This is a genomic window from Polaromonas sp. P1_G1 (assembly GCF_056405595.1).
This window is the reverse complement of sequence record NZ_JBFUBU010000008.1, coordinates 110,397-122,923: the sequence shown is the minus strand read 5'-3', so window position 1 is coordinate 122,923 and position 12,527 is coordinate 110,397. Positions and strand designations below refer to the sequence as shown.

The 12,527-nt window shown below is 64.3% G+C and carries 14 protein-coding genes; 6 read left to right on the top strand and 8 right to left on the bottom strand.

The window, feature by feature from the left end; genetic code table 11:
* The first annotated feature begins 33 nt into the window (after positions 1 to 33).
* Positions 34 to 744: a glycine zipper 2TM domain-containing protein gene (locus tag AC1D1Y_RS05415; protein WP_477681452.1), complete on the top strand. Its 711-nt coding sequence runs from the start codon at positions 34 to 36 to the stop codon at positions 742 to 744.
* 72 nt (positions 745 to 816) lie between these two features.
* Here AC1D1Y_RS05415 and AC1D1Y_RS05410 read toward each other — a convergent pair whose 3' ends face one another.
* The gene (locus AC1D1Y_RS05410; protein WP_477681451.1) at positions 817 to 1,590 is read right to left on the bottom strand and encodes an anti-sigma factor; all 774 of its coding nucleotides are present in this window, start codon (positions 1,588 to 1,590) and stop codon (positions 817 to 819) included.
* Positions 1,590 to 2,165: an RNA polymerase sigma factor gene (locus AC1D1Y_RS05405; RefSeq protein WP_477681450.1), complete on the bottom strand. Its 576-nt coding sequence runs from the start codon at positions 2,163 to 2,165 to the stop codon at positions 1,590 to 1,592. The genes AC1D1Y_RS05410 and AC1D1Y_RS05405 overlap by 1 nt, the downstream gene beginning before the upstream one ends.
* A 159-nt stretch (positions 2,166 to 2,324) precedes the next feature.
* Between AC1D1Y_RS05405 and ppnP the strand changes: the two genes are divergently transcribed.
* Positions 2,325 to 2,651 (top strand): pyrimidine/purine nucleoside phosphorylase, encoded by a 327-nt coding sequence (gene ppnP / locus AC1D1Y_RS05400; RefSeq protein ID WP_436157910.1) that lies wholly within the window; start codon positions 2,325 to 2,327, stop codon positions 2,649 to 2,651.
* Between the two features lie 28 nt (positions 2,652 to 2,679).
* Complete coding sequence (gene argG / locus AC1D1Y_RS05395) at positions 2,680 to 4,020, top strand: argininosuccinate synthase (RefSeq protein ID WP_477681449.1); 1,341 nt, start codon at positions 2,680 to 2,682, stop codon at positions 4,018 to 4,020.
* 73 nt (positions 4,021 to 4,093) lie between these two features.
* Here argG and AC1D1Y_RS05390 read toward each other — a convergent pair whose 3' ends face one another.
* Together AC1D1Y_RS05390 and murB are read right to left on the bottom strand one after the other, a co-directional pair.
* Positions 4,094 to 4,945 carry a glycine-rich domain-containing protein gene (locus AC1D1Y_RS05390; RefSeq protein WP_477681448.1) on the bottom strand — a complete coding sequence of 284 codons (852 nt, stop codon included), beginning with the start codon at positions 4,943 to 4,945 and terminating at the stop codon, positions 4,094 to 4,096.
* Positions 4,946 to 4,947: 2 nt separating this feature from the next.
* Positions 4,948 to 6,012 carry a UDP-N-acetylmuramate dehydrogenase gene (gene murB, locus AC1D1Y_RS05385; RefSeq protein ID WP_477681447.1) on the bottom strand — a complete coding sequence of 355 codons (1,065 nt, stop codon included), beginning with the start codon at positions 6,010 to 6,012 and terminating at the stop codon, positions 4,948 to 4,950.
* Positions 6,013 to 6,057: 45 nt separating this feature from the next.
* On the opposite strand from murB, the gene AC1D1Y_RS05380 reads away from it, so the two are divergent.
* The gene (locus AC1D1Y_RS05380; protein WP_477653420.1) at positions 6,058 to 6,543 is read left to right on the top strand and encodes a YajQ family cyclic di-GMP-binding protein; all 486 of its coding nucleotides are present in this window, start codon (positions 6,058 to 6,060) and stop codon (positions 6,541 to 6,543) included.
* A gap of 1 nt (position 6,544) precedes the next feature.
* On the top strand, positions 6,545 to 7,252 hold the full coding sequence (locus AC1D1Y_RS05375) for a retropepsin-like aspartic protease family protein (protein ID WP_477681446.1): 708 nt from the start codon (positions 6,545 to 6,547) through the stop codon (positions 7,250 to 7,252).
* Positions 7,253 to 7,417: 165 nt separating this feature from the next.
* Here AC1D1Y_RS05375 and plsY read toward each other — a convergent pair whose 3' ends face one another.
* From plsY to AC1D1Y_RS05360, 3 genes are read right to left on the bottom strand one after another with little or no spacing between them, the layout of a single operon-like run.
* The gene (gene plsY, locus AC1D1Y_RS05370; protein ID WP_477681445.1) at positions 7,418 to 8,050 is read right to left on the bottom strand and encodes a glycerol-3-phosphate 1-O-acyltransferase PlsY; all 633 of its coding nucleotides are present in this window, start codon (positions 8,048 to 8,050) and stop codon (positions 7,418 to 7,420) included.
* Positions 8,051 to 8,101: 51 nt separating this feature from the next.
* Positions 8,102 to 8,626, bottom strand: coding sequence for an aminoacyl-tRNA deacylase (locus AC1D1Y_RS05365; RefSeq protein WP_477681444.1), 525 nt, complete (start codon positions 8,624 to 8,626; stop codon positions 8,102 to 8,104).
* Between the two features lie 25 nt (positions 8,627 to 8,651).
* Positions 8,652 to 9,713: an aldo/keto reductase gene (locus AC1D1Y_RS05360; protein ID WP_477681443.1), complete on the bottom strand. Its 1,062-nt coding sequence runs from the start codon at positions 9,711 to 9,713 to the stop codon at positions 8,652 to 8,654.
* A 273-nt stretch (positions 9,714 to 9,986) separates the two neighbouring features.
* On the opposite strand from AC1D1Y_RS05360, the gene AC1D1Y_RS05355 reads away from it, so the two are divergent.
* Entirely contained in the window at positions 9,987 to 10,652 is a 666-nt protein-coding gene (locus AC1D1Y_RS05355) for a YiaD family glycine zipper/OmpA-like lipoprotein (RefSeq protein ID WP_477681442.1), read from the top strand.
* 69 nt (positions 10,653 to 10,721) lie between these two features.
* On the opposite strand, the gene AC1D1Y_RS05350 is transcribed toward AC1D1Y_RS05355, so the two are convergent.
* Complete coding sequence (locus AC1D1Y_RS05350) at positions 10,722 to 12,485, bottom strand: acetate--CoA ligase (RefSeq protein ID WP_477681441.1); 1,764 nt, start codon at positions 12,483 to 12,485, stop codon at positions 10,722 to 10,724.
* Positions 12,486 to 12,527 lie beyond the last annotated feature (42 nt).

Sequence of the window (12,527 nt, the reverse complement as noted above, 5' to 3'; positions counted from 1 at the left end):
ACTTCAGCTATTTGCTGAAAAGGGATTCGAACCATGAAAAAAGCACTCGTCCTTTCCACCCTCGCCGCAGCCGCAGGCCTTGCCGCCGTACCCGCCTCCGCCATGGACATCCTGGCGCGGGTGATTTCCAGCACGCCGGTGGTGCAACAGGTCGCCGTGCCGCGCCAGGTCTGCACCAACCAGCCGGTCATCACGCAATCTCCCAATTCAGGCGCCGGCGCACTCATGGGCGCCATCGCCGGCGGTGCAGCCGGCAACGCCATCGGCAATGGCGGCGGCCGTGCGGTGGCCACGGTCATAGGCCTGGTCGGCGGCGCGATGATTGGCGACCGTATCGAGGGCTCGAACAACCAGGTCCAGAACATGCAGCAATGCACGACGCAGACCTATTACGAAAACCGCCCCAGCCACTACAACGTGGTCTATGAATACCAGGGCACGCAGTACAGCACCCAGATGGCCAACGATCCCGGCCAGTACGTGCGCCTGCAGGTCACGCCGGTCGGCGCCATGACTCCCGCTCCCCAGACCTTCCAGTCCGCACCGCAGCAGCCGCAGGCCTACGTGCAGCCCGCACCGGTTGAACAACAGCCGGTGTACGTGCAGCCTGCCTATGTGCAGCCTGTGGCCTACCCGGTCTACTATCCCCGGCCTTACTACGCCGCGCCCTATTACCCGCCCATCGGCCTGTCGCTGAATTTCGGCTACAGCCGGGGTTATGGCGGACATCGCCACTGGCGCTAAGACCTGCAGGTCGATTCCACAAAAAAAGGGGCGTTAACAACGCCCCTTTTTGCTGCCCGCTTGGGATGGCTCTTACTTCGGCGTCTCGATGAGCGCACCCTTGAACAGCACCGGCCCGGTAGGCCCGCTGCCGGGCGGCACGCCACCACGGGGTTCGAGCGTGATCGCGAGTGTTGGCACCTGCCGCATGTCGGTGCCCGCGGCGGCCAGGCGCACCACCGGGTCCGCATTGAGCACCCCCAGCGACTTCGGCGCTGCGCCGGGCGGCAAGGCCCACAGCTCCAGCGACTTGTCGGGCTGCTCCCGGAACCCGCCCACGCGCTTGAGCACCAGGCTTTTGTTCTTCGGGTCAAAGGTCACCAGCAGCGAGGCAGACGCCTTGTCATCCGTCAGCACGGCCACGTACTCGATCTCAGGCGTGGCCGTGAGTTTGGCCGACAGCTCGCTGACCTGCCCGCTCAGCCGCGAGTTCACATTCAGCCCGACAACGACGGCCACAGCCGCCGCCAGCGCACCCGCAGCGCTGGCGCCGCGCCACAGCCCCAGGCTGGCCCACCAGCCGCCCACCGCCGGTGCGGCGGCGCGCGCGGCCTGCATGGCGCGCGCCTCCTTGTCGGCCTTGACGAGGTTTTCAATGCGCGTCCAGACCGCCGGGCTGGGCGCCGCCTGCGGCTGAAGCTCGGCGACGGAAGCCAGCCGGCTTTGCCAGACCAGGGCCGCGGCGCGCAGGGTGGCGTCGTCGCGCGCCAGGGCTTCAAAACGGCGGCGCGCACCTCCGCGCAAGGTGCCGAGCGCGTAGCTGGCCGCCAGCTGATCCATGAGGGAGGGGTTGTTGCGGATGTTCATTACGCGAACCTCGCCATGCAGCCGCGCAGTTGCTCGAGCCCGCGGCGTATCCACGTCTTCACGGTCCCTAAAGGAAGTTTGAGCTGTTCCGCCAGTTCGCTATGGCTCAGGTCCCGCAGGTAGGCCAGGCTCACAACCTCGCGCTGCTTCTGTTCCAGCTTGTCCAGGCACTGGTGCAGGGCCCAGGCCTGTTCGCTGGCCTGGGTGGTGTCCATGGGGTTGGGCGAATCGCCCGCCACGGTGTCCGACAGCACGTCGTCCAGTTCCTGCATCAAATCGGCCCGGTCGGACGTTCGGCGGCGCAGAAAATCCAGGCCGCGGCTCCTGACGATCAAGCCCATCCAGGCCATGGGCGGCGAGAGGGTGGCCTTGTAGTCACCGGCAATGCGCCAGATGTTCAGGAAAGCCTCCTGCAGCACGTCTTCGGCCCATTCGCGATTGCCCACCACCCGCACCGCGACACCGTAAAGCTTGGACGAGCTCAGGTCGTACAGCTGCCGCAGGGCTGATTCATCGGCCCGGGCCACGCGCTCGATCAGCGCGATCAATTGAAGGTCAGGGCTTTCTGATTTCATGAGGATCATTGTGAGGTATTGACAGGGGATACGCGACAGAAGGCCCAACGGATTCACGGCAGCCCGGCCCCGGGGCGCGGCGTGACCTAAAATCAGGGGTTTTTGGCGCCGTCCCAGCCCTTCCCCGCCCTTTCCTGCTTCTTTTCAGCCCCATTCTTCATGCCCACCGAAAAAATCGACAACGTCAGCGTCAGCACCCAGGCCAATGTGTACTTTGACGGCAAATGCGTGAGCCACGGCATCACCTTTGCCGACGGCAGCAAAAAATCGGTGGGCGTGATCCTGCCGGCCACCCTGACCTTCAACACCGGTGCGCCCGAGATCATGGAATGCGTGGCCGGCGCCTGCGAATACAAGCTGGCCGGCAGCGACAGCTGGGTGAAGTCCTCGGCCGGCGAAAAATTCAGCGTACCCGGCAATGCCACATTCGAGATCCGCGTTGCCGCAGGCGAAGCGGCCTACCACTACATCTGCCACTTCGGTTAATCCTTCCCACGCCTTTCAGGAACCCCTCATGGCCACCATCCTCCAGAACCTCCCCGCCGGCCAGAAAGTCGGCATCGCCTTCTCCGGCGGACTCGACACCAGCGCCGCCTTGCACTGGATGAAGCTCAAGGGCGCGATCCCCTACGCCTACACCGCCAACCTGGGCCAGCCCGATGAGCCCGACTACGACGAAATCCCGCGCAAGGCCATGCAGTACGGCGCCGAAAAAGCCCGCCTGATCGACTGCCGCAGCCAGTTGGCGGCCGAAGGCATTGCCGCCCTGCAAAGCGGCGCCTTCCACATCACGACCGCGGGTGTGACCTACTTCAACACCACGCCCCTGGGACGCGCCGTGACCGGCACCATGCTGGTGTCGGCGATGAAAGACGACGACGTCAACATCTGGGGCGACGGCAGCACCTTCAAGGGCAACGACATCGAGCGCTTCTACCGCTACGGCCTGCTGACCAACCCGGGCCTGAAGATCTACAAGCCCTGGCTGGACCAGCTCTTCATCGATGAACTCGGCGGCCGCGCCGAAATGTCGGCCTTCATGACCAAGGCCGGCTTCGGCTACAAGATGTCGGCCGAAAAAGCCTACTCGACAGACTCCAACATGCTGGGCGCCACGCACGAGGCCAAAGACCTGGAAGAGCTCGCCACCGGCATGAAGATCGTGAACCCCATCATGGGCGTGGCCTTCTGGAAAGACGAAGTCGAGGTCAAGCGCGAGGAAGTCACGGTGCGCTTTGAAGAAGGCCGGCCCGTCGCGCTGAACGGCAAGACCTTCAGCAGCATGGTCGAGCTGATCCTCGAAGCCAACCGCATCGGCGGACGCCACGGCCTGGGCATGAGCGACCAGATCGAAAACCGCATCATCGAAGCCAAAAGCCGCGGCATCTACGAAGCTCCGGGCCTGGCCCTGCTGTTCATTGCCTACGAGCGCCTGGTCACCGGCATCCACAACGAAGACACCATCGAGCAATACCGCGACAACGGCCGCAAGCTGGGCCGCCTGCTCTACCAGGGCCGCTGGTTCGACCCGCAGGCCATCATGCTGCGCGAAACCGCCCAGCGCTGGGTGGCCAGCGCCATCACCGGAGAGGTCACGGTGGAACTGCGCCGCGGCAACGACTATTCCATCCTGAACACTGTCTCCAGCAACCTGACCTACAAGCCCGAGCGCCTGAGCATGGAAAAAGTCGAGGACGCGCCCTTCTCGCCGGCCGACCGCATCGGCCAGCTGACCATGCGCAACCTGGACATCGTCGACACGCGCGACAAGCTGGGCATCTACACGCGCTCCGGCCTGCTGTCGCTGGAACCGGGCGCGGCCATCCCGCAACTGAGTAAAAAAACCGGCGAGTAAGCCGCGAGACTCCGTAAAAAAGCCGCCCGAGGGCGGCTTTTTTCATGGTCCGAAACTCGGATCGAAGGCGCGATCAGTCGCCCCCGCCGCCGCAACCCGAGCCGCACCCGCTGCTACCGTCGGAGCCACTGCCGGAACTGTCGCCATCACTGCTGCTGGAGGATTCGCTGCCGCCAAACCCGTCGGCATCGCCGCTGTAGCTGCCGTCCGAAAAGCTTTCACCGCAATGGGCACCCGCCTGCGAGTCCTCACGGCGCAAGCCCTTGCAATCGGCCAGGTAGACAAAGCCGCCGGGAATCGCGAACTTGGCGTCCAACGCGAACAGCAGCGGCAGGCGGCTGGGCTGCTTGGGATTGATGGACTCGTCGCGGCAGGACCAGAACCAGGCGCGGCGCAGGCCGTCGTTGGTCGAGGCTTTGCGGCCCAGTACTTCGGCCGGCACGTGGTCGATGAAGCGCCCTATCACCAGGTCGCACCATTCGCGGTAGGCCGAGGTGTGCAGGATGAACTCATGCCACATGCTGTCGACCACCTGCGACGGCATGGCGACAAAGCGCTTGTTGCTGCGCTGGCAGGCGATGAAAAACTGGCGCAGCCCGCGCTCGACCAGTTCAGCATCCCTGAGGCTCAGGTTTGGGTAGCTGTCCATCAGCTTGCGCCTGAGGAACCTGGGCAGCGGCGCTTCGCGGACCAAGCGGCCGCGTTCACGGGCGGCCCAGACGCCGGCCGTCAGCATGAAGGCGAACAACACGGAAATCGTGGTCATCGTCCAGCCCGGCGGCCGCCAGCCCGCGAAGATGGCAACCAGCAACAGGCTGACCCAGGCGAACGCCAGCATGGCGGCGGTCGAACGCGAATAACGCAGCGCCAGCCGGCGCCAGGGCGATACCTCGGGGCCTCTGTAAACCTTGGCAAGCCGCACCATGCTCAGACCACCACCGGTTCAGGCTCGAGCAGGATGCCGAAGCGTTCATACACACTGGTCTGGATCGCCTTGGCCAGGGTCATGACCTCGCCGCCGGTGACCGGGTCGGCGGAGCCGCCGCGGTTGACCAGCACCAGCGCCTGTTTTTCGTAAACGCCGGCGTTGCCGACGGATTTGCCTTTCCAGCCGCAGGCGTCTATCAGCCAGCCCGCGGCCAGCTTCACCGAGCCGTCGGCCAGGTGGTAATGAACAATCTTGGGCTCGCGCTGGATGATGTCGGCGCACTGTTCGGGCGATACCGTGGGGTTCTTGAAAAAACTGCCGGCGTTGCCGATCACCTGCGGGTCGGGTAGCTTGGCCTTGCGGATCTCGCAGATCCATTCATAGATCTGCTGAGCGCCGGGCGCCTGGATGCCGGACTGCTGCATTTTTTTCTCGATGTCGGCGTAGCCCAGCACCGACTTCCAGGCCTTGGGCAGGGCCAGGCGCACGCGGGTGATAAGGGCCTTGTCCGCCAAGCCGAAGCCGTGGCCGCCCGGCCCCGGCGCCGAACTGCTGTGCTTGAACACCGAATCGCGGTAACCGAAAGCGCATTGCGCGGCTTCGAGGGTGAAGGGCTGGCCCGTCGTCAAGTCCACGGCGTCCAGCGACTCGAAGCGGTCCTGCAGTTCTACGCCGTAGGCGCCAATGTTCTGCACCGGCGAGGCACCCACCGTGCCCGGGATCAGCGCCAGGTTTTCCAGGCCCGGATAGCCGTTTTGCAAGGTCCAGGCGACGAGCTCGTGCCAGTTCTCGCCGGCGCCCGCCTCCACGATCCAGGCCTTGGCGGTTTCGCCCACCAGGCGCTTGCCCATGATTTCGACCTTGAGCACCAGCGGCTTGACGTCGCCGGTCAACACGATGTTGCTGCCCCCGCCCAGCACGAACTTGGGTGCGGCCTTCAGGGCCGGGTCTTGCAGCACGGCGGCGATATCGCCCTCGCCGGCCACCCGGACCAGGCTCAGGGCCTTGGCCACGATGCCAAAGCTGTTGGAATGCTGGAGCGGAACGTTTTTCTCGACTAACATCCGGGAGATTGTCTCACCCCAACACCCGTAACAAAGATTCGCATCATGCCCTCTTTCGACACCGTTCTTGAAGCCGATCTGGTCAAGGTCAAAAACGCCGTGGAAAACACCGGCAAGGAAATCGCCACGCGCTTCGACTTCAAGGGCACCTCCGCCTCCATCGAGCTGAAGGAAAAAGACATCACGCTGATCGGCGACAGCGACTTCCAGCTCGACCAGATGAACGACATCCTGCGCAACAAGCTCACCAAGGCCGGCGTCGACATCCGCTTCCTCGACATCGGCAAGTCCGAAAAAATCGGCGGCGACAAGGTCAAGCAGGTGACCAAGGTGCGCAACGGCATCGAGGCCGAACAGGCCAAGAAGATCCAGCAGCTCATCAAGGGCAGCAAGGTCAAGGTGCAGGCCTCCATCCAGGGCGACGCGGTGCGCGTGACCGGCGCCAAGCGCGACGACCTGCAGGCCGCCATGGCCATGATCCGCGCCGAAATCAGCGACTTCCCGCTGAGCTTCAACAATTTCCGGGATTGAGATGAAATCCCCTGCGCGGGTATGGCAAGGCGCAACCGCCGCCTTTCGCGGTGCCTGTCCACTGGCGGCTTTGCTGCTTGCGCTGGCCCTGCCTCACGCCGCCGCGCAAGCCCAGACCGTGGGCCTGGCCGGCATGCTGGGCAACAAGGCCTTGCTGATTGTGGACGGCGGCCCACCCAAGACCGTCGCCCCCGGGGAAACACACCAGGGCGTCAAGGTCGTCTCCACCTCCGGCGACCAGGCCGTGGTGGACCTCGGCGGCAAGCGCCATTCCCTGCGTATCGGTGATGCGCCCATGAGCGTGGGTGCCGGCGGAGGCCCAGGCACGCAGGCCGGACAGGGCAGCCGCATCGTGCTGACGGCCGGCAGCGGCGGGCACTTCATGACCCAGGGCCAGATCAACGGCAAGATGGCCCAGTTCCTGGTGGACACCGGCGCCAGCGCCGTGTCGATGTCGCTGGCCGATGCCGAGCGCATGGGCATTGACTACAAATCGGGCCGGCCCGTGCAGCTGACCACCGCCAACGGCACCATCCTCGGCTGGCAGACCATGCTTGCCTCGGTGCGCGTCGGTGATGTGGAAGTCTTCAATGTGCCGGCCGTGGTGGCCGCGCGCGAAATGCCGTTCATCCTGCTGGGCAACAGCTTTCTTACTCGCTTCCAGATGAATCGCACGAACGAAGAAATGGTTTTAACGCGGCGGTTTTGAGCCGCTCAAAAACCCTCCTGGCGTTGTTGCGCCGCCTTGCCGTACTGGTGTACTGTCTGCGGCGACGCGCCTAGCCAGGACCGCTTCGCTGGGTTTTGTGAGCGCCTCTTAAGACGGCTGCATTTACCTCATCGCAGCGCAGGCTGGCGCGCAATGCCGCCCGCCTCAGCTCTTTTTTCCGCTTCCCAGTTTCGACTCTGTTCCCTTCAGCAGCTTGCTGATGTTCTCGCGGTGGCGATACACCAGCAGCGCGCTAATGGCGAACATCACCACCAGGATGGCCTTGTCGACATACCAGGCCTCGCGGTCGCCGAACAGGTAGTACAGGGGCGCGAAGGCCGCCGAGACCAGCGAGGCCAGCGAGGAATAACGCGAGAAAAAGGCGATGATCACCCAGGTGGCCAGCGTCGCCAGACCCAGGATCCAGCTCACGCCCAGCAGCACGCCCGCCGCCGTCGCCACGCCCTTGCCGCCCTTGAACTGGAAGAACACCGGGTACAAATGCCCGAGAAAAGCCGCGAAGCCGACGGCTGCCACCGTGCCGTCGCCCAGGCCGTAGTCGGCGCCCATCCATTTGACCAGCACCACCGGCAGCCAGCCCTTGAGGCCGTCCAGCAACAGGGTCGCCACGGCGGCCGGCTTGCTGCCTGAACGAAGCACATTGGTGGCGCCCGGGTTTTTGCTGCCGTAGCTGCGAGGGTCGCTCAGGCCCATGAGCTTGCTGACGATGACCGCGAAGGACAGCGAACCGAGCAGGTAGGCCAGCAGCGTGGCGCCAATTGAGTATGCGTAAACCATGGGGTCTCCCTCTTTATATGTGTGGTGGCTGCGGGCCCCTGGGGGCCGGGGTCAGCCGTAGCCGGCGGCATTGTCCAGGCTGAGCGCGCAGTTCACCGATTTTGCACCGAGCAATGTGACACAGGCCTGCGGGTCTATCCCCACCAGGTAGCCGCGCCGCCCGCCGTTGATGGCGATTCTAGGCAAAGCCAGGATGCTTTCCTCGATATAGACAGGCATGATTTTGCGCGTGCCGAAGGGCGAGGTCCCGCCCACCAGGTAGCCGCTGTGGCGGTTGGCGACCTCGGGCTTGCAGGGCTCGACCGACTTGGCGCCTATCTGCCGCGCCAGGTTTTTGGTCGAGACCTTGCGGTTGCCGTGCATCAGCACCAGCAGCGGCCTGGCGTCCTGGTCCTGCATGACCAAAGTCTTGACGACGGTGAAGGGGTCAAATCCCAGCACCTCGGCACTGTGCTGGGCGCCGCCGTGTTCCAGGTACTCGTAGGGGTGCTCGGTGAAGTCGACTTTATTCGCCTTCAACAACTGCGTAGCCGGCGTTTCGCTGACGTGATCCTTCTTGCCGTCTTTTTTGGCCATGGTGCAGTGCGCGACAAACCCGGGCTTACAGTGCCGGGTCGCGAGACTCCCACCTGATTTTGTCGATCTCGGCCAGGACTTCGGGTGACAGTTTTGTGCCCCAGGCGTCCAGGTCTTCATCCAGCTGCGCGACCGAGGTCACGCCGATGATGGTGCTGGCCACCTGCCACTTGGTATAGCAAAAGGCCAGGGCCAGCTGCGTGGGCGTCAGGCCGTTGGCGCGCGCCAGCGCGTTGTAGCGGCGCGCGGCGGCCAGCGCCTCGGGGCGGCCCCAGCGCTGCTTGCGCGTCGATTCGAACTTGGCGATGCGCGCCTCTTTCGGCGCGGTCGGGCCTTCGAAGCCCGATTCGTCGTACTTGCCGGTCAGCAGGCCGAAGCCCAGCGGCGAATAGGCCAGCAGCGAAACGCCCAGGCGGTGCATGGTTTCGTCCAGGCCGTTTTCCACGGTGCGGTTGATCAGGCAGTACGGGTTTTGCACCGCGGCCACGCGCGGCAGGCCGTGCTGTTCGGCCAGGCGCACGAACTCGTGCACGCCGTAAGGGGTTTCGTTCGACAGGCCGATGGCGCGCACCTTGCCCGCCTTGACCAGGCCGGCCAGCGCCTGCAGCTGTTCATGGATGGAGGTGGCGGAACGCTCCTGCGAAGGGTTGTAGTACAGCGCGCCGAAGGCCGGCACGTGGCGCTCGGGCCAGTGGATCTGATAGAGGTCTATCACCTCGGTCTGCAGGCGCTTGAGGCTGGCGTCGCACGAAGCCACGATGTCTTTGGCCGTCATGCCGCTGCCGTCGCGCACCCAGGGCATGCCGCGCGAGGGGCCGGCCACCTTGGTAGCCAGCACCAACTTGTTGCGCGCCGACGGATTTTTGGCGAACCAGTTGCCGATGATGGTTTCGGTCGAGCCGCAGGTTTCGGCGCGCGCCGGCACCGAATACATCTCGGCTGTGTCGATGAAGTTGACGCCGCGCGACAGCGAACGGTCCAGGATGGCATGCGAGGTTTTTTCATCCACCTGTTCACCGAAGGTCATGGTGCCCAGGCAAATAGGTGTCACCTGCAGGTCGCTGGAGCCGAGTTGGACTTTATTCATGGGATTTGGGATTGAGAGGAAAGGACGGACAAAGCGCTGTTGCGCCAATAGGAAGGCCGTGTGACGGAATTCACGAAACGGCTAGTTTAAGGGCTTCGCTCGCGGCTTGCTGAAGGCCAATTCGGGCCTTTGTCTTACAACTGCTCACCAATTGCCTGCCTAGTATTCACACTCCAACGATTTAATCGCTCGTGGCTGAATCCTGAAACGTCAACACGGCTTCATAAACAGCTTCATAACGACATCGTCCAATTTTTCCCGAGGAGAACTTCCATGAACAAACTGACCACCACTTCCCTGAGCTGCGCCGTCCTGGCCGCCGCCATGCTTTCCGGCTGCGCCAACATGACGGAAACCCAGTCCGACACGGCCAAGGGCGCAGGCATAGGCGCTGTCGCGGGCGCGCTGCTGGGCGCGGCCACCGGCGGCTCCAAGGGTGCCGCCACCGGCGCGGTGCTGGGCGGTGCGGTCGGCGCGGGCGGCGGCTACATCTGGTCCAAGAAAATGCAGGACCAGAAAGCCGCGATGGAACGCGCCACCGTCGGCACCGGCGTGGCCGTGAGCCAGACCACCGACAACCGCCTGAAGCTGGACATCCCCAGCGACGTCTCGTTTGACGTGGGCCGCTCGGCCATCAAGCCCAACTTCGCGCCCATCCTGAACCAGTTCGCGACCAGCCTGAACCAGAACCCGGTCACGACGATCACCATCATCGGCCACACCGACAACACCGGTTCCGACGCCATCAACAACCCGCTGTCGGTGGACCGTGCCGACTCGGCCCGCGACTACCTGGTCAGCCGCGGCGTGGCCCGCACCCGCATCGTGACCGACGGCCGCGGTTCACGCGAACCTGTCGCCGACAACGCCACGCAGCAAGGCCGCGATAAAAACCGCCGCGTTGAAATCTATGTGGCCGAGCAAGTAGCCGCTCGCTGAGTACTGCTGAGTACTGGCTAACCCATAAGAAAAGCACCTTCGGGTGCTTTTTTTATGTCTGCGTCAGGACTATGACTGCGCCTTGAAGCGTTCTTCCTCCTGCAATCGCAGCACGCGTCTTTGTACCTTGCCCGTCGTCGTCATCGGCAACGCCTCAATAAATTCAATCTCCTTCGGGTACTCATAAGGCGCCAGCAGGTTCTTGACGTGGGCCTGCAGCTTCATCGTGAGCTCTTCGTCAAACCGCGCCGCGCCGCCCGGATGGGCCGCGCGGGCCGCGGCCTGGTCGGGAGCGATCACGACATAAGCCTTGACGACCGCACCGCGCTCGCGGTCGGGCTTGGGTACCACGGCGGCATTGGCGACGGCCGCGTGCTTGACCAGGCAGTTCTCGATCTCGCCGGGGCCTATGCGGTAGCCGGCGGCCTTGAACACGTCGTCGGCCCGGCCCTCATACCAGAGGTAGCCGTCGGCGTCGCGGCGCGCCAGATCGCCGGTGCGGCACCAGTCGCCGGTGAACTTGTTGCGGGTCGCGGCCTCTTTTTTCCAGTAGCCCAGGAAGAAGATCGGGTCGAGGTTGCCGTGGACGTCATAGCGGTTCACCGACACATCGCCCGGCACGCCGACCGCGCATTCATTACCCTCGTCGTCGATCACCGCCACGCGGTGGCCCGGGTAGGCCTTGCCCATGCTGCCGGGGCGCGCGGGCCACAGGCGGCTGCAGTTGCCGACCACGTAATTCATCTCGGTCTGGCCGAACATCTCGTTAACGGTCACGCCCAGTTGTTCGCGGCAGTAGGCGAACACGGCGTCGCCCACCGCTTCACCGGCGCTCATCATGGCCTGCAGCGTCATCCTGAAATGCTGCTTCGGTTTGGGATAGGCCTTCATCATGGCCTTGAGGGCCGTGGGGAACAAAAAGGTGTGTGTCACGCCTTGCACCGCCATCAGGTTGAACGCCAGCTCGGGGCTGAAGCGGCCGTTGAAGGCGACAATGGGCCGGCCGAAATACAGGCTGGGCAGCAAGGCATCCATCAGCCCGCCGGTCCAGGCCCAGTCGGCCGGMGACCAGAACACTGCGTCGGACTTCTTGTTGGCCTTTCCGTCAAAGCCAAACCAGTTGTGGCTGCAGACAAACCCCGGCAGGTTGCCGATGAGCGCCCGGTGCGGCAGCAGCGCGCCCTTGGGCGGGCCGGTGGTGCCGCTGGTGTAGATCAGGATGGCGCCTTCTTCGGCCTTGGTCTTGACGGCCGCGAAGACGCCCTTCTGCGCCGCGAGCGCGCTGCCGTAGTCGACATCACCCTGGCCCTGGGCCGTGCCGGCGGCGATCACCGTGCGCAAGGCCGGGCAATGGCCGCGAATGGCCTTGAGGCTGGCCATCGAGCTTTCGTCGCAGATGGCCACCACCGCATCGCTGTCCTGCAGCCGGTACTCGAGCGCCTCGGGGCCGAACAGCATGGACAGCGGCATAGCGACCCCACCCATCTGGAACACCGCCATATAGGCGACCGCGGTTTCCAGGCGCTGAGGCATCACGATGGCGACACGGTCGCCGCGCTTGACCCCGAGCCCCGCCAACACATGGCTCAGAGCATCAGCGGCTTTCTGCAGTTCCTGGTAGCTATGGAGAACGGTTTTGGCGCCCGGCCTGTGTATGCGTATCGCGGTACGGGGTTCGCCCCGCGCCCAGCGGCCGCAGCAGGCCTCGGCGATGTTGAAAAATTCATCCACCTGCCAGCGAAAACCGGTGTGCAGTGCCGCGTAGTGGTCGGCTTGCGCGGCGGCCGGGGATTTGGGGACGGCCGGCTTGTCCCTGCTTTGACTGCGCGTCATCTCATGTCTCTTTATCATAAAGAACCTGTTTACGATTTAAAC

What these genes read in the sequence shown, in the direction of transcription:
- AC1D1Y_RS05380 (WP_477653420.1), top strand. Translation starts at nt 6,058, where the DNA reads ATGCCCTCTTTCGACACCGTTCTTGAAGCCGATCTGGTCAAGGTCAAA.
- AC1D1Y_RS05415 (WP_477681452.1), top strand. Translation starts at nt 34, where the DNA reads ATGAAAAAAGCACTCGTCCTTTCCACCCTCGCCGCAGCCGCAGGCCTT.
- AC1D1Y_RS05360 (WP_477681443.1), bottom strand. Translation starts at nt 9,713, where the DNA reads ATGAATAAAGTCCAACTCGGCTCCAGCGACCTGCAGGTGACACCTATT.
- AC1D1Y_RS05355 (WP_477681442.1), top strand. Translation starts at nt 9,987, where the DNA reads ATGAACAAACTGACCACCACTTCCCTGAGCTGCGCCGTCCTGGCCGCC.
- AC1D1Y_RS05365 (WP_477681444.1), bottom strand. Translation starts at nt 8,626, where the DNA reads ATGGCCAAAAAAGACGGCAAGAAGGATCACGTCAGCGAAACGCCGGCT.
- AC1D1Y_RS05410 (WP_477681451.1), bottom strand. Translation starts at nt 1,590, where the DNA reads ATGAACATCCGCAACAACCCCTCCCTCATGGATCAGCTGGCGGCCAGC.
- AC1D1Y_RS05390 (WP_477681448.1), bottom strand. Translation starts at nt 4,945, where the DNA reads ATGGTGCGGCTTGCCAAGGTTTACAGAGGCCCCGAGGTATCGCCCTGG.
- ppnP (WP_436157910.1), top strand. Translation starts at nt 2,325, where the DNA reads ATGCCCACCGAAAAAATCGACAACGTCAGCGTCAGCACCCAGGCCAAT.
- argG (WP_477681449.1), top strand. Translation starts at nt 2,680, where the DNA reads ATGGCCACCATCCTCCAGAACCTCCCCGCCGGCCAGAAAGTCGGCATC.
- plsY (WP_477681445.1), bottom strand. Translation starts at nt 8,050, where the DNA reads ATGGTTTACGCATACTCAATTGGCGCCACGCTGCTGGCCTACCTGCTC.
- AC1D1Y_RS05405 (WP_477681450.1), bottom strand. Translation starts at nt 2,165, where the DNA reads ATGAAATCAGAAAGCCCTGACCTTCAATTGATCGCGCTGATCGAGCGC.
- AC1D1Y_RS05375 (WP_477681446.1), top strand. Translation starts at nt 6,545, where the DNA reads ATGAAATCCCCTGCGCGGGTATGGCAAGGCGCAACCGCCGCCTTTCGC.
- murB (WP_477681447.1), bottom strand. Translation starts at nt 6,012, where the DNA reads ATGTTAGTCGAGAAAAACGTTCCGCTCCAGCATTCCAACAGCTTTGGC.